This is a genomic window from Pseudoxanthomonas sp. CCNWLW251 (assembly GCF_037402255.1).
Lineage (GTDB): Bacteria > Pseudomonadota > Gammaproteobacteria > Xanthomonadales > Xanthomonadaceae > Pseudoxanthomonas_A.
Map to the genome: position 1 here is coordinate 581,884 of NZ_JBBEGA010000001.1, position 17,246 is coordinate 599,129.

Sequence of the window (17,246 nt, forward strand, 5' to 3'; positions counted from 1 at the left end):
GCGCCTCATTCCAGTTCGATGGTGATGGCTTCGGCGGCCGCGCGCGCTGCCGCCCGCGCAGTCTCGATGCTGTCCGCACGCGCCAGCGTCACGCCCACGCGGCGATGCCCTTCCACGCGCGGCTTGCCGAACAGGCGCAGCGCGGTATCAGGCGCGGCCAGCGCGCCTTCCACGTTGCCGAACAGCGGTACGCCGTGGCCATGCGCCAGCATCGCGCATGAGGCGGACGGCCCGCTCTGGCGGATGACCGGAATAGGCAGGCCCAGGATCGCGCGTGCATGCAGCGCGAACTCCGACAACTCCTGCGACACCAGCGTGACCAGCCCGGTGTCGTGCGGACGCGGCGACACTTCGCTGAACCACACATCGTCGCCCTTGACGAACAACTCCACCCCGAACAGGCCCCAGCCGCCCAGGTCGTCTGTCACGGCCCGCGCGATCTGCTGCGACCGCTCCAGCGCGCGCGCCGTCATCGGCTGCGGCTGCCAGCTCTCGCGGTAATCGCCATCCTTCTGCCAGTGGCCGATCGGGTCGCAGAACGCGGTGCCGCCGGCGTGGCGCACCGTCAGCAGAGTGATCTCGTAGTCGAAATCGATGAAGCCCTCGACGATGCAGCGACCGGCACCGGCGCGACCGCCGGTTTGGGCATAGTCCCAGGCCGTGTCGATGTCCGCCTCGCCGCGCAGCGTGCTCTGGCCCTTGCCTGACGACGACATGACCGGCTTGACCACGCACGGCAGGCCGATGGCCTTCACCGCATCGCGATACTCCTCGAACGTATCCACGAAGCGATAGGGCGATGTCGGCAGGCCGAGGGTTTCCGCCGCCAGCCGACGGATGCCTTCGCGATCCATCGTCAGCCGTGCGGCGCGCGCGGTGGGAATGACCCGCGCAGCGCCTTCGGCTTCCAGTTCCACCAGCGTCTGGGTATGGATGGCCTCGATCTCGGGCACCACCAGGTGGGGCTCTTCCCGCGCGATCAGTGCGCGGATCGCCGCCGGGTCCAGCATGTCCAGCACGTGCGAGCGGTGTGCCACCTGCATGGCCGGGGCATCGGCATAGCGGTCGGCGGCGATCACCTCCACGCCCAGTCGCTGCAGCTCGATGGCCACTTCCTTGCCCAGCTCGCCGGACCCCAGCAGCAGGACGCGGGTGGCGTGGGGCGTAAGCGGGGTGCCGAGGGTCGTCATGCGCGGTGGTCCGTGGAAAGAGGGCGCCAGTTTACCGGGCGGGCCGACGGACGGCGGATGCAGCTCGTTGACATCTGATATCAAATTGATATCTTTCAGTCTCCAACAAGGGGATGTGCCATGAGAGAGAACGCCAAGTCGTCGCTGCCCGGAATTCCGGTCCTGCTGGGAGTCCTGCTGCTGGCCTTGGGAGCCGCCGCCATCTTCATCACGGCCGCCGCCAACAAGCAGCCTGCCGGCCTATTGCTGGGTGCCCTGCTGGGGGCCACCGCCCTTTTCGTCATGGCGGGCCTGTACAAGCTGGAACCCAACCAGTCCGCCGTGCTCAGCCTGTTCGGCAAGTACGTGGGTACGGTGAAGGACAACGGCCTGCGCTGGAACAACGTCTTCTTCACCAAGAAGAAGATCTCCCTGCGCATCCGCAATTTCGAAAGCAGCCGCCTGAAGGTCAACGAGCTGGATGGCAGCCCGATTGAGATCGCGGCCGTGATCGTGTGGCAGGTGGTGGATTCGGCCGAAGCCGTGTTCAACGTGGACGACTACGAGAGCTTCGTGCACATCCAGTCCGAATCCGCGCTGCGTGCGATGGCCTCCAGCTATCCCTACGACCAGCACGAGGATGGCCAGATCGCGTTGCGCAGCCATCCGCAGGAGATCTCGCAGCACCTGCAGGAACAGATCGCCGAGCGCCTGGGCAGAGCCGGCGTGGACGTGATCGAAGCCCGCATCAGCCATCTGGCCTATGCACCCGAGATCGCCCAGGCGATGTTGCAGCGGCAGCAGGCCAACGCGGTGATCGCAGCCCGTACGCGCATCGTGGCCGGCGCTGTCGGCATGGTCGAAATGGCCCTGGCCGAATTGCAGAAGAACGATGTGGTGAAGCTGGACGAGGAGCGCAAGGCGCAGATGGTCAGCAACCTGCTGGTCGTGCTGTGCGGCGAGCGCGGCACCCAACCCATCGTCAACACCGGCTCCATCTACTGACACGGGCGCGCGCGCATGAACGCCCTCGTTCCGCTGGTCCTCGCCATCTCCGGCCTGCCCGCCCTGCTCATCGGCGCATGGATGAGCCGCGGACCCGATGCCCGCTCGCGCGGCATGGCCGTGCACTGGGTGCTGGTGGGACTGGCGATCCAGGCCGGCGCCGTGGGCGTGTACTGGGCCGGCGATGACAACGGCCGGGTACACGCCATCGTGATCGCGATGGTCGTGCTGGTGAATGCGCTGATCGTGTCGATGCTGCTGCAGCTGCGCCGCAACAGGAACAACCCGTGAGCGAGAAGCAGGACAAGAAGGCCTATCCGCTGCGCATCAATGCCGAGGTCCTGGCCGCGGCGCAGCGCTGGGCGGACGACGAACTGCGATCGCTCAATGCCCAGATCGAATACGTGCTGCGCGATGCATTGCGCAAGTCCGGACGGTTGCCGAAGGGCGATGCGTCCGCCAACACCAGGAAGGAATCGCCATGAACCACCGCTGGAGCCACAAGGTCGTCGAGGTTCCGTACAAGATGTTCGCCGGCAAGCTCACCGACCGCATCCAGCAGGAGCTGGACAAGATGAGCGCGCAAGGATGGGAGCTGGTCAGCACGCTCTTCATCGAACACGAAGTCTCGGTGCGCCTGTTCTTCCGGAAGCCGGCCTGAGCGCCGACGCCGTGGCCGGGCTCGTTCGACGGATCAAGCGCATCTGGGTCGCGCTGGGGCTGGCAGCCACTGTCCTGTTCACCGTCTGGTGCCTGCTGGCGTACCGAGCGAATGCGGACGGTCGCCGCGCCTCCCTGACCGACGATCGTGTTGTCGTGGTGCACGGCGATGGCCGTTGGGAGTTCAGGCCACGTGCCACATCGCTGCATGCGACGGGACTGCTGTTCTTCTCCGGCGCACTGGTCGACCCTCGCGCCTACGCCCGACTGGCCCGGAATGCCGCCGAAGCCGGCTATCCCGCCGCCGTCATCGAACTGCCGCGCCGCGGCGCCCTGGGGCGCGCGGAAGGGTCGCCCGTCCTGGAGCGGGGCCGCGCCGCCATGGCGGCCATGCCCGCGGTACGTTGCTGGGTCATCGGCGGGCATTCGCGCGGAGGCGAAGTGGCATCGCGCCATGTCCTCGCACATCCCGAACGCAGCACGGCGCTGCTGCTCGTGGCCACTTCGCATCCTCGCGATGTGGACCTGTCTGCCTTGCAGCTGCCGGTCACCAAGCTCGTGGGCGGACGCGATGGCCTGGCCACGCCCGCGCGCGTCGCACGCAACCGGCACCTGCTGCCGTCCGATACACGCTGGATTGAAATCGAGGGCGGCAACCATTCGCAGTTCGGCGACTATGGATTCCAGCCTGGCGATGGTGTCGCGCGCGTGTCACGTCAGGTCCAGCAGCAGCGACTGAGCGAAGAAGCCCTGCGGCTGCTGGCCACCGCCGACACCCTCCACGCCTGTATTCCCTCCGCCGACGCGCACTAGGAACCCCATGCACCAGAAGCAGGAATTCGACGTCGCCCCGCTGTCCTCCCACGTCGCCTGGTGGCTGTGGCTGCCGGTGCTTGCCGCGATCGGCGCGGTGATCGTGGCAATGACGATGGAATCCCGTACACCGCCGCCCTCGGCGGCATGGCTGGCGGTGCCGTTCGTGCTGGCCGTCGGCGTGGTGCTCACCTTCGCCCTGCGGCGTCGCCGGATCGTGCTGGACAACCGCGAATTGCAGGTGCTCGCGACGTTCTACACCAGGAAGCTCGCGGTGGAAGCCTTCGATCTCGACAGGGCACGCATACTGAGCCTGGAAGAACACACCGAACTGGCACCGATGCTGAAGACGAACGGTTTCAGCCTGCCGGGCTTCAAGGCCGGCCATTTCCGCTTGCGCAACCTCACCAGGGCGTTCTGCCTGGTCACCGACCGTACCCGTGTCCTGCTGCTGCCGCAGCGGGATGGCGGCCTCCTGATGCTCAGCCCGACGCGCCCTGCCGACGTGCTGGCACGCCTGCGCGAGCTGGCGGCCCCCACGCCACGCCGCTAAGCTGCGGGCATGCACCGCCTGCCCGCCCGACCGCTGAAATCCATCCTGCTCAACACGGCGCAGATCGAACTATGGCCTGCCGACCTGCTGCGCGTGCGCAGCAACGCTGACGCGCGCGCTGTCGCGACGGCGCATACCGTATTGCGCCGCAAGCACGACGGCCGCTACCTGGCGGCGATCTCCCACCACGCCGTGCAACCGCTGGTGCCATGCCTTCGTCGGGAACCGGGGCTGGATGACGCGTGGGATGCGCTGGACAGGCTCGAAGCAGGCACGCGCGGTTCTGATGCAAGTGCGCCGGGCTCGTTGCCGCTGCATGCCCTGCAGGATCGGCTCCACGCGCTGGGACTGGATGAGGCATACGGCGAAAGCACGGGGTTGCCGCTGGTCGCGGAACCCGCGGCCCTCGCATTCGCCGGATTCGACCGCTACCGCCGGCCGCTGTGGTTGACCGCCGGCGCAGCCCGGGCCTGGCGCGCAATGCAGGCGACTGCCGCGCGTGAGGGCATATCGCTGGATGCGATCTCCGGTTATCGCAGCCACGATTACCAGCTTGGCATCTTCGCGCGGAAGCGCGCGCGCGGGCAGACGGTGGACCAGATCCTTACCGTGAACGCGGCACCCGGATACAGCGAACACCACAGCGGCAATGCGCTCGACATCGGCACGCCCGGTGAGCCACCGGCCGAAGAATCGTTCGAGCACACTGCCGCCTTCGCATGGCTGACCGGGCATGCCGGCGATTTCGGCTTTGTCTTGAGTTACCCGCGCGGCAATCCGCATGGCATCGTCTATGAGCCTTGGCATTGGTGTTTCGTGGGAGCGACCACCTCTTGACGGTATGGGCTCGCGGCGCACACGCTGGGCTCGGGTCAGCCGACGAATACCGCCGACGGCGGTAGAGGCGAAGGCGTCGTTCGGCCCCTTACGTCCCTGGAATCCAACCGGAAGGAAGCCATGAGCACACCCAACCCGTATGAAAGTCCCGCCGCGACGGTGGCCGATGCACGCCAGCCTCTCGAGCGTGACCTGCCAGACGAAATCACGCGCCCGATAAAGCACGGCTGGGTCGCTGCATGCATCTCCGGCGCGATGACGTTGCTCGTGACCCTGGTTTCGCTGGGAGGTGCCGGCCGTGAAATTGGTTACGACGCGTGGAATCTCGTCGATGTCGGCCTGATCGCACTGCTCGCGTTCGGCATCTACAAGCGCAGCCGCACGGCGGCCACGATCATGCTGCTCTATTTCGTGCTGTCGAAGATCCTGGTCATGGTCGAGACCGGCAAGCCCTCCGGGCTTGTGCTGGGCCTGGTGTTCGCCATCTTCTACTTCCGTGCGATGACGGCGACCTACCGTTACCACCGTTTCCTGCGGGACTGGAAACGCAACCCGCCAGCACCCAGGCGCTCGCTCAGCGAGGACCCCTTGTTCGCCGGAAAAGCCACCGACAGTAGCGCGCGCTGAGCGACTCCGAAGGCTCGCCTTTTCACAGGCGGGCAGGATCCCCGGTCAATCCTGCGAACGCTTCGTCGGCGCCTTCGCCTCGACACCGAAGTCCGCGATGCGCCACAGGTATTGCGCTGCGTAGGTGCGGTAAGGGCCCCATTTCTCACCGCGAGCCAGCAATTCCTTCGGCGTCGGCATGGCATCCAGCTTGTCGACGAACTGCGCGCCCTTGCGCACGCCAAGGTCGTCGATGGGCAGCACGTCGGGCCGTCCCAGGCGGAACATCAGCATCATTTCCACCGTCCAGCGGCCGATGCCGCGGATGGGCACCAGCGCGGCGACGATGTCATCCTCATGCATGGTGGACATCTGCCGCAGCGTGGGGATTTCGCCCCGTTGCTCACGCGCCGCGAGATCGCGCAACGCCAGTGCCTTGTTGCCGGAAACCCCGCAGGTGCGCAGCGCGACGTCGTCGATCCGGCCCAGTGTGTCGAAGTGCAGGCGGGCACTGCCGATCGCCGCTTCCACGCGCCCCACGATGGTGGCGGCGGCCTTGCCGCTCAGTTGCTGGTAAAGGATCGCCCTGGCCAGCGCATCGACGGGGTCGAAGGTCTTCTTCCATGTGGGCTGCGGTTCGATGTAGCCGATCCGCTTCATCCACGCACCCAGTCTGCGGTCGCGCCGGGTCAGATGGTCCCACGCATGTTCCGTATCGAACCCGCGCGCGTGACGGGGCATGGCGTCAGCGCCGGACCGCGTCCAGTGCCCACAGCAACCAGCCCAGCATTAGGGTAATGCCGCCGGCCGGGGCGAGGCGCGTGCTGAGGCCACCCAGCGCGCCGGCCACCAGGCTGCCCGAAAAGAGCAGCGTGCCCAGCAGCAGCAGGCACAACGCCACTTTGCCCATGCGCCGCGTGGTGCCGGGCGCCAGCGCCGCCAAGGCAAGCCCATGCCCGAAAGCGAACAACGCTGCGGTCTGCAGGTGCGACTGCGCGAGTCCGGCATCCACGCCGTGCGAGGCATACGCCGACAGGCCGACAGCCGCAGCGGCGAACACGGCCCCGGAAAACGCGAGGAAAGAAGGCTTGCGTTGGCGACGGTCGTAATTCATGGGTGCTGCAGACCTCGTGGAAGGGCCGGCATCCTGCCAGGGGCGGAAAGAAGCGCGGAGATCCGTGCTCCCACAAACGCAACGCGCCGCATGAAGCGGCGCGTTGGCGTGGTACTCGTCATTGCGGACGATGGTCCGGGCAGCGTTACTGCTTGACCGCCCAGTAGATGTCGAACTTGCCGCCGGCATCGAAGGAGCCATCGACACCCGACTTCCACGACTCGTACGGACGATCAACCACTTCGTGGCCGGCGGTGACGGCCCAGGCGCGCAGCGCATTGCGCTGGTTGTCGAGTTCGGCCATGTAGCCGGTGTAGCTGGCGAACGCCGACTTGCGGGCTTCGGTACGAACGTACTCGACCGGTGCGCCCGAGGGGATGGTGACCTTCAACTCGCCTGCGGAAGCGACCGGCGCGGGTGCGGGCGCGGCGGCAGGTGCCGTTTCACCGGCGGCGGCATCAGCCTTCGGCGCCGCACTGCCCTTGCGGACCGGCTGCGCCACGTCGAACGCGTACTTCTCGGTGCCGAAGTCGGTGGTGATGATGCGCAGCGGACCGGCGGCGACCAGGCCGTTGGCATCCATCACGCGCTTGATCCACTCCTGGTTCTGCTTGATCGACGCCTTGATGGCGTCGTTGGTGCGGTCGATGTTGCCTGCGTTGACGACCAGCAGGTCTTCGGCGGGCACCTCGACGATTTTCAGGTCGGTCAGCGGGCTGCCTTCGGTGCGGTAGTCGAAGTTCGGCACGGTGGCCAGCATGTTGGTCAGCTTCGACAGGCCGGCCTTGACGGCGTCACCGACGTGGCGGCTCACGTACATGCCGGCATAGCGGCCGAGCAGGTTGAAGCCGTACTTCACCTCGTAGCTCTGGGTGATCTTCACGTTGCGGTTGTTCTTGCCGCTCGGCTCCAGCGTGAAGACGCTGCGCTTGTCGCTGCCCATGCGCTTGTCGGTGATCGCATACGCGATCTTGCCAGTGCCACCGCTCGGCGCCGGACGCTCGCTCTCGACGATTTCCCAGCTGCCCTGGCCCCAGCCCGCATTGGCGGAGTTGAAGTCCACCTTCGCGCCGACGCCGGAGTTGTCTTCCCCGCCCGAGTAGCTCAGTTCGTTGGCCGCGCTCGGGATCAGCGGGTTCCAGTCCTTCAGTCGACGCACGTTGTTCAGCGTGTCGAACACGATGGTCATGCGACGGTTGGTCTCGACGCTTTCCTGCAACTCGCGCGAGGACGGCAGGACCAGGCCGATCACCAGAAACAGCGCCAGAACCAGCGCCAACGCAATCACGAACTCGATCAAACGGGTCATTCAGGAGTCTCCGGGGGCCGGTGCCTCGGCCGTGAAAAAAATGCAACGCGCATCCTAGCAGGGTTGGCAGCCTTCGGGCAGCCCACCTGACACCGGTTGGCCGCCCTATTCCGGGGCGTATGGAAAGGAGCCTCGGCGGCCATGGCGCACCTGTGCGCCGCAGCAACAGAGCCTGCCGCGGGCTTCAGACCAACTGCAGTTCGAACGCCTTGAGCACCGCCCGCGTGCGGTCGCGCACACCCAGCTTGGAGAGGATGTTGGAGACATGGTTCTTGATGGTCCCCTCGGCCACGCCCAGCGAGTTGGCGATCTCCTTGTTGGAGAAGCCGCTGGCCATCAGCCGGAGGATCTCGGTCTCGCGGTCCGTCAACGGGTCCGGGCGGTCCAGGCTGACGAACTCGTTGCGCATGTGCTCCAGGCCGGACAGCAGGCGCTGGGTGACGGCCGGCTGCACCAGCGAGCCGCCGCCGGCCACGGTGCGGATGGCGCCGACCAGTTGCTCCAGCGACACATCCTTCAGCAGGTAGCCCTTGGCGCCGGCCTTCAGCCCGGCAAGGACGAGCTGGTCGTCGTCGAACGTGGTGAGGATGATGGTGGGGGGAAGCTGGCCCGTTCTGGCCAGCGCCTGCAGCGCCTCCAGGCCCGACATCACCGGCATGCGCATGTCCATCAGCACCACGTCGGGGTTGACCTGCGGGACCAGGTCGACGGCCTGTTTCCCGTCTGCGGCCTCGGCCACCACCTCGATGCCGTCGTCCAGCGCCAGCAGGGAACGGATGCCCTGGCGTACCAGGGTTTGGTCGTCGACCAGACAGACACGGATCACGGGGTTCCTCCGGAGCTGAGCTCGGGTGTGGGTTCGGGTTGGGGAAGGGGGCGGGGCGCGAGGCCGGGTGCGGCCTCGTTGACGGGCAACGCGATGTGCAGGCAGAAGCCCCGTCCGGGCTGCGTCTCGATGCGCAGGTCGCCACCGTACTGGGACAGGCGCTCGCGCATGCCGGTGAGGCCGTTGCCGGCGACCACCTGCCCGCTGCCGGCACCGTCGTCGCGGGCATCGATCAGGATCTTCGCCCCGTCGCGCCGGCAATGCAGCCACAGGTGGCGGGCGTTGGCATGGCGGACGGCGTTGGTGATGATTTCCTGGGTGCACCGCAGCAACACATGGGCGCGGTGCGGGTCTTCGAGGGTCAGGGGCTCTTCGATATCCATGTGGATGGCCAGCGAAGGGACTTTTTCGGCCAGCGGAACCAGCGCCGCCCCCAGATCGATGGCGCCGCTGTCGCGCAGCTGGCTGACGGCTTCGCGTACGTCGGTCAGCAGCAGCCGGGCCAGCGTATGCGCCTGGCGCACGTGCTCCTGCGCGCGCCCCTCGGTCATGTGGCCGGCAACTTCCAGGTTCAGGCTCAGGGCGGTCAGGTGGTGCCCCAGCAGATCGTGCAATTCGCGGGAGATGCGGGTGCGCTCGTTCACCCGGGCGCTCTCGGCCAGCAGCACGCGGGTGGCGCGCAGTTCCGCGTTGAGTCGCCGCTGCTCTTCACGCGCCTGGGCCTGCTGGCGCGCTACGTAGGTGGTGATCAGCACGAAGGCCGAAAACCCCACGTAGAACATCGACTGGAACAGGGCCTCCCAGAAATTGAAGTCGTCGCGAGCCATGAACGACGGCACCAGCAGGACGTGCGCGGCCAGCAGCCAGGCCACCGCGAAGCGCAGTTCCAGCAGCCAGGGCAGCACGCCGGCCATGATCAGCAGCAGCACGGCGCCCAGCCCGGTCTGGGTATAGAAGCCCACCCCGATCGCGGTCGCCGTCAGCACCATGGCCAGCGGCACGTTCCATGCCACCGGCAGGCCATCCCGGCGGCCATCCAGCGCACGCGTCGCCAGCCAGTAGACGCCGCCAAAGATGAAGTAGCACAGCGCGGTCAGCGGCAGGTTGACGCCCTGCTCGTCCGTTCCGCTGGACGGCGGCAGCACCCACACATTCAGGATGATGGGAATCCCCACCAGGGCCCATGTGTAGAGCCCGGCGGCGCGCAGCAGGCGGGTATGGCTGAGTCGTCCCAACATCCGGGCATCTTAGGCGGAATCGCGCGCGGCCATGTCCCAACTAAAGTCATGCCCGCGTTGGAATGGGGATGGCCGGGTTCATCCCCCGCTCACCCGCCGCCTCGCCCGTCGCTGCGGCACCATGCGATAATCCCCGCTTGGCCGTGCGCCACCCTGCAAGACCCGTTCGGAGTCAGGTAATGTCGATTGTCATCCGCGACGTGCGCGAGCACGAGCTGGATTCCGTCCTAGCCCTCAACAACAATGCCGGACTGGCGATCCTGCCGCTGGATTCGGCCAAGGTCCGCCGCTTCTACGAACAGGCCGAGTACTTCCGCGTCGCCGAACGCGACGGCAACCTCGCCGGTTTCCTGGTCGGCTTCGGCTCGAACGCCGGGCATGACAGCAGCAACTTCGCCTGGTTCCGCGAGCGCTACCCCCAGTTCTTCTACATCGACCGCATCGTGGTGGCCAGCCGCCGCCGCGGCGGCGGCGTGGGCCGGGCGTTCTACGCCGACGTGCAGAGCTATGCGGAACTGCGCTATCCGCAGCTGGCCTGCGAAGTCTTCCTCGACCATGGCGCCGACCCCGCCCTGCTCTTCCATGGCAGCTTCGGCTTCCGCGAGATCGGCCAGAACGTCATGGCCGAGGCCAACGTGCGCGCCAGCATGCTGATGAAGGAACTGTGCAGCTATCCGTGGGTCCGCGAAACCTATGGCGACGCCCTGCCGGACGCACCGTGGGCCCGCACCCGGCTGCTGGTCGATGCCAGCACGCAACGGCCGACGGGTACATGAGCGTGACGCGAGCCTCCATGGACTACGAACAGGCCGGTGAACTGAAGATCGGCCAGGTCGGCATCGCCAACCTCCGCATCCGCACCCTCGATGTCGACCAGCTGATCCGCGAGATGCGCGAGCGCGTGGAGCGCGCGCCCAAGCTGTTCGGCCGCGCTGCCGTGATCGTCGACTTCGGCGGCCTGACCCGCCTGCCGGACGAAGCGACCGCACGCGCACTGATCGACGGCCTGCGCGGTGCCGGCGTCCTCCCGGTGGCGCTGGCCTACGGCACGCGTGAAACCGAAACCCTTTCCGAACAACTCGGCCTGCCCCTGCTGGCCAAGTTCCGTGCCCAGTACGAGCCGGTGGCGCAGGCCACACCCGCACCCGCGCGGGCCGAACCCGCGCCTGCCCCCGCCAAGGCGGCGCCGGCACCCACGGCGAAAGCCGCCGACACCAGGCCTGGGCTGGTCCAGAAGACCCCCGTGCGATCGGGCCAGCAGCTTTACGCGGAAAACCGCGACCTGACCGTACTGAGCACCGTGGGTGCCGGCGCCGAAGTCATCTCCGACGGCTCCATCCACATCTACGGCGCCCTGCGCGGCCGCGCGCTCGCCGGTGCGCGCGGCAACGCCGATGCGCGCATTTTCTGCCGCGAGTTCCATGCCGAACTGGTCGCCGTCGCCGGTCACTACAAGGTGATGGAGGAAGTACCCAAGGAACTGCGCGGCAAGGCCGTGCAGATCTGGCTGGACCAGGACCAACTCAAGATCGTCGCGCAGGAATGATGCGCGGCGTTACCCCGAATAGAAGAACGACCAAGGAGAACACCGTTGGCTGAAATCATCGTAGTCACGTCCGGCAAGGGCGGCGTGGGCAAGACCACCACCAGCGCCAGCATCGCATGCGGTTTGGCCCGTCGCGGCAAGAAGGTCGCGGTCATCGACTTCGACGTCGGCCTGCGCAACCTCGACCTCATCATGGGCTGCGAACGCCGCGTCGTGTACGACTTCGTCAACGTCACCCAGGGCGAAGCCACCCTGAAGCAGGCCCTGATCAAGGACAAGCGCTTCGACACGCTGTACGTGCTGGCCGCCTCGCAGACCCGCGACAAGGATGCGCTGACCAAGGAAGGCGTGGAGAAGGTGCTGAAGGACCTGTCCGATGACGGCTTCGACTACGTCGTGTGCGACTCGCCGGCCGGCATCGAGAAGGGCGCGTTCCTGGCGATGTACTTCGCCGACCAGGCCATCGTGGTGGTCAATCCGGAAGTGTCCTCCGTGCGCGACTCCGACCGCATCCTGGGCCTGCTGGACTCCAAGACCCGCAAGGCCGAGAACGGCGAGACGCTGAAGGCCAACCTGCTGCTGACGCGCTACAACCCGGCGCGCGTGGAAGGCGGCGAGATGCTCAGCATCAAGGACGTGGAAGACGTGCTGGGCCTGAAGACCCTGGGCGTGATTCCGGAGTCGGGCGACGTGCTCAACGCCTCCAACAAGGGCGAACCGGTCATCCTCGACCTGGAGTCGCCGGCCGGCCAGGCCTACGACGACACGGTGGGGCGCCTGCTGGGCGAAGACCGCCCGATGCGCTTCATCACCCTTGAGAAGAAGGGTTTCTTCACCAAGTTGTTCGGAGGTTGAACATGGGCCTGTTCGATTTCCTCAAGGCGAAGAAGAACACCGCCGAAACCGCGAAGAACCGCCTGCAGATCATCATCGCGCAGGAGCGCAATTCGCGTGGCGCCCCCGACTACCTGCCGCTGCTGCGCCGCGAGCTGCTGGAAGTCATCAAGAAGTACGTCAACGTCGACGTCGACGCGGTGAAGGTCGACCTGATCAAGGACGGCGACCACGACGTGCTGGACATCTCGGTCGCGCTGCCTGAAGGCAACTCCTGACCACGGGCGGAGCATCGCTCCGCCCTAACTGTCCCGCCCGCATGAATGCCGCTGCAGACACCCTCGAACCCAACGTGATGCGCGTGGCGGCATTGCCGCTCGGTGCCGCGGCCACGCTGCTGGCGCGTTACGGACTGGTCCTGCACCGCATCGAAGACGGCGCACCGATTCCCGGCAGCTTCTGGGGCGAACCGGAAGCCGGCGTCATCGCCCACAACGTCTACGTCCGTGGTGACACACCCGTGCATTCGATGCTGCACGAAGCCTGCCACCTGATCGTCCTGCCGCCGGAACGGCGCGCGCAGGTGCACACCGACGCCACCGATTCGGTGATCGAGGAAGACGCCACCTGCTGCCTGCAGATCATCCTGGCCGACGAACTGCCGGGCGTGGGTCGCGGCCGGCTGATGGCGGACATGGACGCATGGGGCTACACGTACCGGTTGGGATCGACGCAGGCGTGGTTCGAGCAGGACGCCGACGATGCCCGCGCCTTCCTGGACGAACACGGTCTGCCTCACCGCTGACGGGCCGTCCCTGTAGGAGCGACGTAAGTCGCAACCGCACGCCTGCGCCAACCAGGACACCCCGCCTGTCGCGAAGGCGCCAACAACGGCTCTGCGGCATGCTTTTGCGCGCCCTGGGTCGTTCAACGTTCCGGTCGCGACTTACGTCGCTCCTGCAGTAAGGGGGCGCCGCACTTGCACCCCCTCCCCCACCCTCACTACCCTTCCGGTTCCTGCGCCCGCCGCACCCTGAAGGACTTCCCGTGAAGCAACGCCACCTCCTGCTCGCACTCGCCGTCGGCGCCTGCGTCGCCACGCTCGCCGCCTGCAAGAAGGACGAGCCCGCCGCAGACACTGCCGGCGTGCCCACCGCGCCGCAGGGCGAGACCGCCGACCAGTTCATCGCGCGGGTCAACGACGAGTTCAAGAAGATGTACCCGGAGCTGACCGCCGCGCAATGGCTGTCCAGCACCTACATCAACGACGACAGCCAGCTGCTCGCCGCCAAGGGCAACGAGCGCTACCTGACCCAGCTCAACAGCTGGATCGAGCAGGCGAAGAAGTTCGAAGGCCAGAAGATGTCGCCCGAGACCGCGCGCGCCATCCAGTTGCTGAAGCTGGCCACCGCGATGCCGGCGCCGAAGGATCCGGCCAAGCTGGCCGAGTTGACCCAGATCGCCACCAAGATGGAAGGCACCTACGGTGCCGGCACCTATTGCACCGGCGAGGGCGACGACAAGAAGTGCCGGCAGTTGGGTGAACTCGAGGATGTGCTGCGCAGCAGCCGCGACTACGACGCCCAGCTGGACGCATGGCAGGGCTGGCACACCATCGCCCAGCCGATGCGCGCCGACTACACGCGCTTCGTCGAACTGGTGAACGAAGGTTCCAAGGAAATGGGCTTCGCCGATGCCGGCGAGATGTGGCGCAGCGGCTACGACATGACGCCCGCCGAGATCGCCGCCGAAACCGATCGCCTGTGGGGCCAGGTCAAGCCGCTCTACGAACAGCTGCACTGCTACACCCGCACCAAGCTGCAGGCCACTTACGGCGTGGAGAAGGGCCAGGTCAACGGCCTGCTGCCGGCGCACCTGATGGGCAACATGTGGCAGCAGGACTGGGGCAACCTGTGGGACGTGCTGGAGCCCTACAAGGGTGCCGGCAGCCTCGACATCACCGGCGCGCTGGAAAAGCAGTACCAGGCTGATTACCAGGCGGCACTCGGCAAGGCCGGCCCGGGACCGGGTACCGACAAGCTGTTCCAGGCCGAGCGCGAGGCACAGCTGCAGGTCGCCAAGCAGATGACCGAACGTGCGCAGGAGTTCTACACCAGCCTCGGCATGCCGAAGCTGCCGGAGAGTTACTGGTCCAAGACCCAGTTCATCAAGCCGATGGACCGCGACGTGGTCTGCCACGCCAGCGCGTGGGACATGAACATGGCCGGCGACGTACGCACCAAGATGTGCATCAAGCCGAACGAGGAAGACTTCACCACCATCTACCACGAGCTCGGCCACGTCTATTACTACCTGGCCTACAACAAGCTGCCGCCACTGTTCCAGACCGGCGCGCACGACGGCTTCCACGAAGCGATCGGCGACACCATGGTGCTGGCGATGACGCCTGACTACCTGAAGTCGATCGGCATGGTCGACGCGCCGCAGCAGAGCAACGAAGCGCTGATCAATGCGCAGATGCGCATGGCGCTGGCGAAGGTGTCGTTCATGCCGTTCGGCCTGATGATCGATCGCTGGCGCTGGGGCGTGTTCGACGGCAGCATCAAGCCGGCCGACTACAACAAGGCCTGGTGGGAACTGAAGGCCAAGTACCAGGGCGTGGCGCCGGCCACCGCGCGCGGCGAGGATTTCTTCGACCCGGGTGCGAAGTACCATGTGCCGGGCAACACGCCGTACACGCGCTACTTCCTTTCGCACGTGCTGCAGTTCCAGTTCTACAAGGGCCTGTGCGATGCGGCCGGCTACAAGGGCCCGCTGTACAACTGCAGCTTCTACGGCAACAAGGCGGCGGGCCAGAAGTTCTGGGCGATGCTGGAAAAGGGCGCCAGCCAGCCGTGGCAGTCCACCCTGAAGGAACTCACCGGCGGCGAGAAGATGGACGCCGGCGCGGTGCTGGAATACTTCGCCCCGCTGCAGGATTGGCTGAAGCAGCAGAACGAAGGGCAGACCTGCGGCTGGCAGATGCCTGCGGCGGCAGCCACGCCGACGCCCGGGACACCGGCGAAGTCGTAAGCTGCAGCAACGGGACGGGCCGGTGACGGCCCGTCTTTTTATTCAGAACACATGGCCACAAGGATGTCATTGATGAAAGCGCGCTACCCCCTGTCGACCCTGCTGCTTGTCTTGCTGGCCTCGCCTCACTGCGCCGTCGCACAGACCGGCCCGCAGGTCGGCAGCGAAACCAGCCGCACGCCCACGTTGGCGCCAACGCAATGGAAGCTCGCCGCCTTCCCGTCACGCAACGCCACCCCGCTGCGCTATCGGGAACTATCCATCAGCCGGTTGCTCGACGTGCAACGACACAACACGGTCCAGCGCATCAAGGCCACCCAGATAGGCGTGGGCCGGGGGTTGGCGGATGAAGGCGTCGACCGCACGACGCCAGTGCTGCGCTGGATTCCCCTGAAGACCGGCGGCGCTGTCGCACGCCTGCAGGTCACGTCGCCGGATGCTCTCGGCCTGCGCGTGGGACTGCAACTGCAGGGACTGCATCCGCATGTCGAACTGCGCTTCGGTGGCTCCGACGCGCCTTCACAAGCGGTTGCGACGGTGAACGCATCCGAGGCCCAGCAACTGGTGGATGCGCAAGGCATCTACTGGACACCAGGCACCGACGGCGCCACCCAGATCATCGAGATCTATCGTCCCGCGCACGTCAAGGCATTGCAGGCACGTCTGCAGGCACCGAAGCTGTCGCACCTGCTGACCAACAGCCGCAACGATTTCAAGCTGCTCAAGTCGCTGGGCGATGCGGGCAGCTGCAACATCGACGTGGTCTGCAAGGTTGCCGAGTACGGCCCTGCCTTCGTGCAGGCGAAAAACGCCGTGGCCCACATGACCTTCGTCGAGAGCGACGGCAAGGGCTATGTCTGCACCGGCACACTGCTCAACGACACCGTCCCCTCGACGCAGGTGCCCTACTTCTATACCGCGGCACATTGCATTTCCAGCCAGTCGGTAGCCAACACGCTCAACACCTATTGGGCGTACGAGAACTCCACCTGTGGCGGCGCGGATGGCGCGAGGCGCAACCCGGTGGTCGGCGGCGCGGACCTGCTGTATGCGGACGAAGACCTGGATGCGCTGTTGCTGCGCCTGAAGAATCCTGCTCCCGCCAATGCCACGTTCGCAGGTTGGGATGCCAGCACCCTGGCCACCAGCGCGGACGTCATCGCCATCCATCATCCCCAGGGCGACGCCAAGAAAGTATCCCGGGGCCAGCATGTCACCGATGCCTACGCCGAACTCTATACCGTGGCCTGGCTCGAAGGCACCACGGAAGGTGGCAGCAGCGGCTCGGGCCTGTTCACGCGCTACCGCGACAACAGCCTGCGCCTGCGGGGTGGCCTGCTGGGTGGCGATGCCTTGTGTTCCAACACCGGTTCCACCGGAAATGCCCTCAACCGCGACCACTACTCGCGGCTCGACCTGGTCTTTCCGCACATCAAACAGTGGATAGCCTCGGAGCCGGTCCGCGAGAACAGCTCGCAGCCGCTGGTACGTTCCGCCGGCGCCGTCGCGCAGGGCCAGGGCTCACGCACCATCACCCCAACGGAAACCATGACAAGGCCGACTGCGCGGCCCGCCATCGAACGTCCCCGCACGATGACCCCCACGCGACACTCGCTGCGCGAGCGCTGATCGCAGCGAGCAGGCGACGAAGAGGCCGGCGTATGCCGGCCTCTTCCTTTGCGGACCCTCACAGGCTTCATCGC

At 66.5% G+C, this 17,246-nt stretch carries 21 protein-coding genes; 15 read left to right on the forward strand and 6 right to left on the reverse strand.

Annotated elements, in window-relative coordinates:
- Window positions 1–5: 5 nt before the first annotated feature.
- Window positions 6–1,190 carry a formate-dependent phosphoribosylglycinamide formyltransferase gene (gene purT / locus WBN46_RS02785; RefSeq protein ID WP_337730215.1) on the reverse strand — a complete coding sequence of 395 codons (1,185 nt, stop codon included), beginning with the start codon at window positions 1,188–1,190 and terminating at the stop codon, window positions 6–8.
- A gap of 120 nt (window positions 1,191–1,310) precedes the next feature.
- On the opposite strand from purT, the gene WBN46_RS02790 reads away from it, so the two are divergent.
- The 8 genes from WBN46_RS02790 to WBN46_RS02825 all read left to right on the forward strand — a co-directional run bounded on the left by WBN46_RS02790 (window position 1,311) and on the right by WBN46_RS02825 (window position 5,664).
- On the forward strand, window positions 1,311–2,174 hold the full coding sequence (locus WBN46_RS02790; protein WP_337730216.1) for an SPFH domain-containing protein: 864 nt from the start codon (window positions 1,311–1,313) through the stop codon (window positions 2,172–2,174).
- 15 nt (window positions 2,175–2,189) lie between these two features.
- A complete protein-coding gene (locus WBN46_RS02795; protein WP_337730217.1) occupies window positions 2,190–2,465 on the forward strand; it encodes a hypothetical protein in 276 nt (91 codons plus the stop codon).
- Window positions 2,462–2,659: an Arc family DNA binding domain-containing protein gene (locus WBN46_RS02800; protein ID WP_298126394.1), complete on the forward strand. Its 198-nt coding sequence runs from the start codon at window positions 2,462–2,464 to the stop codon at window positions 2,657–2,659. Before WBN46_RS02795 ends, WBN46_RS02800 begins: the two co-directional genes overlap by 4 nt.
- Window positions 2,656–2,835 carry a DUF4177 domain-containing protein gene (locus WBN46_RS02805; RefSeq protein ID WP_192200670.1) on the forward strand — a complete coding sequence of 60 codons (180 nt, stop codon included), beginning with the start codon at window positions 2,656–2,658 and terminating at the stop codon, window positions 2,833–2,835. The genes WBN46_RS02800 and WBN46_RS02805 overlap by 4 nt, the downstream gene beginning before the upstream one ends.
- A gap of 11 nt (window positions 2,836–2,846) precedes the next feature.
- On the forward strand, window positions 2,847–3,647 hold the full coding sequence (locus WBN46_RS02810) for an alpha/beta hydrolase (RefSeq protein ID WP_337730218.1): 801 nt from the start codon (window positions 2,847–2,849) through the stop codon (window positions 3,645–3,647).
- 7 nt (window positions 3,648–3,654) lie between these two features.
- Entirely contained in the window at window positions 3,655–4,200 is a 546-nt protein-coding gene (locus WBN46_RS02815; protein ID WP_337730219.1) for a PH domain-containing protein, read from the forward strand.
- A 9-nt stretch (window positions 4,201–4,209) separates the two neighbouring features.
- Window positions 4,210–5,037 (forward strand): M15 family metallopeptidase, encoded by an 828-nt coding sequence (locus tag WBN46_RS02820; protein WP_337730220.1) that lies wholly within the window; start codon window positions 4,210–4,212, stop codon window positions 5,035–5,037.
- A gap of 120 nt (window positions 5,038–5,157) precedes the next feature.
- Entirely contained in the window at window positions 5,158–5,664 is a 507-nt protein-coding gene (locus tag WBN46_RS02825) for a hypothetical protein (RefSeq protein ID WP_337730221.1), read from the forward strand.
- Window positions 5,665–5,709: 45 nt separating this feature from the next.
- Here WBN46_RS02825 and WBN46_RS02830 read toward each other — a convergent pair whose 3' ends face one another.
- The 5 genes from WBN46_RS02830 to WBN46_RS02850 all read right to left on the reverse strand — a co-directional run bounded on the left by WBN46_RS02830 (window position 5,710) and on the right by WBN46_RS02850 (window position 10,130).
- Entirely contained in the window at window positions 5,710–6,384 is a 675-nt protein-coding gene (locus WBN46_RS02830) for a DNA-3-methyladenine glycosylase (protein WP_337730222.1), read from the reverse strand.
- 4 nt (window positions 6,385–6,388) lie between these two features.
- Entirely contained in the window at window positions 6,389–6,757 is a 369-nt protein-coding gene (locus WBN46_RS02835) for a DUF423 domain-containing protein (RefSeq protein WP_337730223.1), read from the reverse strand.
- A gap of 145 nt (window positions 6,758–6,902) precedes the next feature.
- Window positions 6,903–8,066, reverse strand: coding sequence for a polyketide cyclase (locus WBN46_RS02840; RefSeq protein ID WP_337730224.1), 1,164 nt, complete (start codon window positions 8,064–8,066; stop codon window positions 6,903–6,905).
- Window positions 8,067–8,250: 184 nt separating this feature from the next.
- Entirely contained in the window at window positions 8,251–8,892 is a 642-nt protein-coding gene (locus WBN46_RS02845; RefSeq protein WP_142123895.1) for a response regulator transcription factor, read from the reverse strand.
- Window positions 8,889–10,130, reverse strand: coding sequence for a sensor histidine kinase (locus WBN46_RS02850; RefSeq protein ID WP_337730225.1), 1,242 nt, complete (start codon window positions 10,128–10,130; stop codon window positions 8,889–8,891). Before WBN46_RS02850 ends, WBN46_RS02845 begins: the two co-directional genes overlap by 4 nt.
- A 179-nt stretch (window positions 10,131–10,309) precedes the next feature.
- Here WBN46_RS02850 and WBN46_RS02855 point away from each other — a divergent pair, with 179 nt between their 5' ends.
- The 7 genes from WBN46_RS02855 to WBN46_RS02885 all read left to right on the forward strand — a co-directional run bounded on the left by WBN46_RS02855 (window position 10,310) and on the right by WBN46_RS02885 (window position 17,172).
- Window positions 10,310–10,906 (forward strand): GNAT family N-acetyltransferase, encoded by a 597-nt coding sequence (locus tag WBN46_RS02855; protein WP_337730226.1) that lies wholly within the window; start codon window positions 10,310–10,312, stop codon window positions 10,904–10,906.
- A gap of 2 nt (window positions 10,907–10,908) precedes the next feature.
- Complete coding sequence (gene minC / locus WBN46_RS02860) at window positions 10,909–11,676, forward strand: septum site-determining protein MinC (RefSeq protein ID WP_337730866.1); 768 nt, start codon at window positions 10,909–10,911, stop codon at window positions 11,674–11,676.
- Window positions 11,677–11,721: 45 nt separating this feature from the next.
- Window positions 11,722–12,531 (forward strand): septum site-determining protein MinD, encoded by an 810-nt coding sequence (minD, locus tag WBN46_RS02865; protein ID WP_142123892.1) that lies wholly within the window; start codon window positions 11,722–11,724, stop codon window positions 12,529–12,531.
- Between the two features lie 2 nt (window positions 12,532–12,533).
- A complete protein-coding gene (gene minE, locus WBN46_RS02870) occupies window positions 12,534–12,788 on the forward strand; it encodes a cell division topological specificity factor MinE (RefSeq protein WP_192200660.1) in 255 nt (84 codons plus the stop codon).
- 77 nt (window positions 12,789–12,865) lie between these two features.
- Window positions 12,866–13,315: a hypothetical protein gene (locus tag WBN46_RS02875; RefSeq protein ID WP_337730867.1), complete on the forward strand. Its 450-nt coding sequence runs from the start codon at window positions 12,866–12,868 to the stop codon at window positions 13,313–13,315.
- A gap of 242 nt (window positions 13,316–13,557) precedes the next feature.
- Window positions 13,558–15,543 (forward strand): M2 family metallopeptidase, encoded by a 1,986-nt coding sequence (locus tag WBN46_RS02880; RefSeq protein ID WP_337730227.1) that lies wholly within the window; start codon window positions 13,558–13,560, stop codon window positions 15,541–15,543.
- Between the two features lie 72 nt (window positions 15,544–15,615).
- Window positions 15,616–17,172 carry a serine protease gene (locus tag WBN46_RS02885; protein WP_337730228.1) on the forward strand — a complete coding sequence of 519 codons (1,557 nt, stop codon included), beginning with the start codon at window positions 15,616–15,618 and terminating at the stop codon, window positions 17,170–17,172.
- The last annotated feature ends 74 nt before the right edge of the window (window positions 17,173–17,246 follow it).

Coding starts and splice junctions, on each gene's coding strand:
- WBN46_RS02815 (WP_337730219.1), top strand. CDS start 3,655: ATGCACCAGAAGCAGGAATTCGACGTCGCCCCGCTGTCCTCCCACGTC.
- WBN46_RS02805 (WP_192200670.1), top strand. CDS start 2,656: ATGAACCACCGCTGGAGCCACAAGGTCGTCGAGGTTCCGTACAAGATG.
- WBN46_RS02850 (WP_337730225.1), bottom strand. CDS start 10,130: ATGTTGGGACGACTCAGCCATACCCGCCTGCTGCGCGCCGCCGGGCTC.
- purT (WP_337730215.1), bottom strand. CDS start 1,190: ATGACGACCCTCGGCACCCCGCTTACGCCCCACGCCACCCGCGTCCTG.
- WBN46_RS02875 (WP_337730867.1), top strand. CDS start 12,866: ATGCGCGTGGCGGCATTGCCGCTCGGTGCCGCGGCCACGCTGCTGGCG.
- WBN46_RS02820 (WP_337730220.1), top strand. CDS start 4,210: ATGCACCGCCTGCCCGCCCGACCGCTGAAATCCATCCTGCTCAACACG.
- WBN46_RS02885 (WP_337730228.1), top strand. CDS start 15,616: ATGAAAGCGCGCTACCCCCTGTCGACCCTGCTGCTTGTCTTGCTGGCC.
- minE (WP_192200660.1), top strand. CDS start 12,534: ATGGGCCTGTTCGATTTCCTCAAGGCGAAGAAGAACACCGCCGAAACC.
- WBN46_RS02790 (WP_337730216.1), top strand. CDS start 1,311: ATGAGAGAGAACGCCAAGTCGTCGCTGCCCGGAATTCCGGTCCTGCTG.
- WBN46_RS02830 (WP_337730222.1), bottom strand. CDS start 6,384: ATGCCCCGTCACGCGCGCGGGTTCGATACGGAACATGCGTGGGACCAT.
- WBN46_RS02855 (WP_337730226.1), top strand. CDS start 10,310: ATGTCGATTGTCATCCGCGACGTGCGCGAGCACGAGCTGGATTCCGTC.
- WBN46_RS02840 (WP_337730224.1), bottom strand. CDS start 8,066: ATGACCCGTTTGATCGAGTTCGTGATTGCGTTGGCGCTGGTTCTGGCG.
- WBN46_RS02835 (WP_337730223.1), bottom strand. CDS start 6,757: ATGAATTACGACCGTCGCCAACGCAAGCCTTCTTTCCTCGCGTTTTCC.
- WBN46_RS02795 (WP_337730217.1), top strand. CDS start 2,190: ATGAACGCCCTCGTTCCGCTGGTCCTCGCCATCTCCGGCCTGCCCGCC.
- WBN46_RS02825 (WP_337730221.1), top strand. CDS start 5,158: ATGAGCACACCCAACCCGTATGAAAGTCCCGCCGCGACGGTGGCCGAT.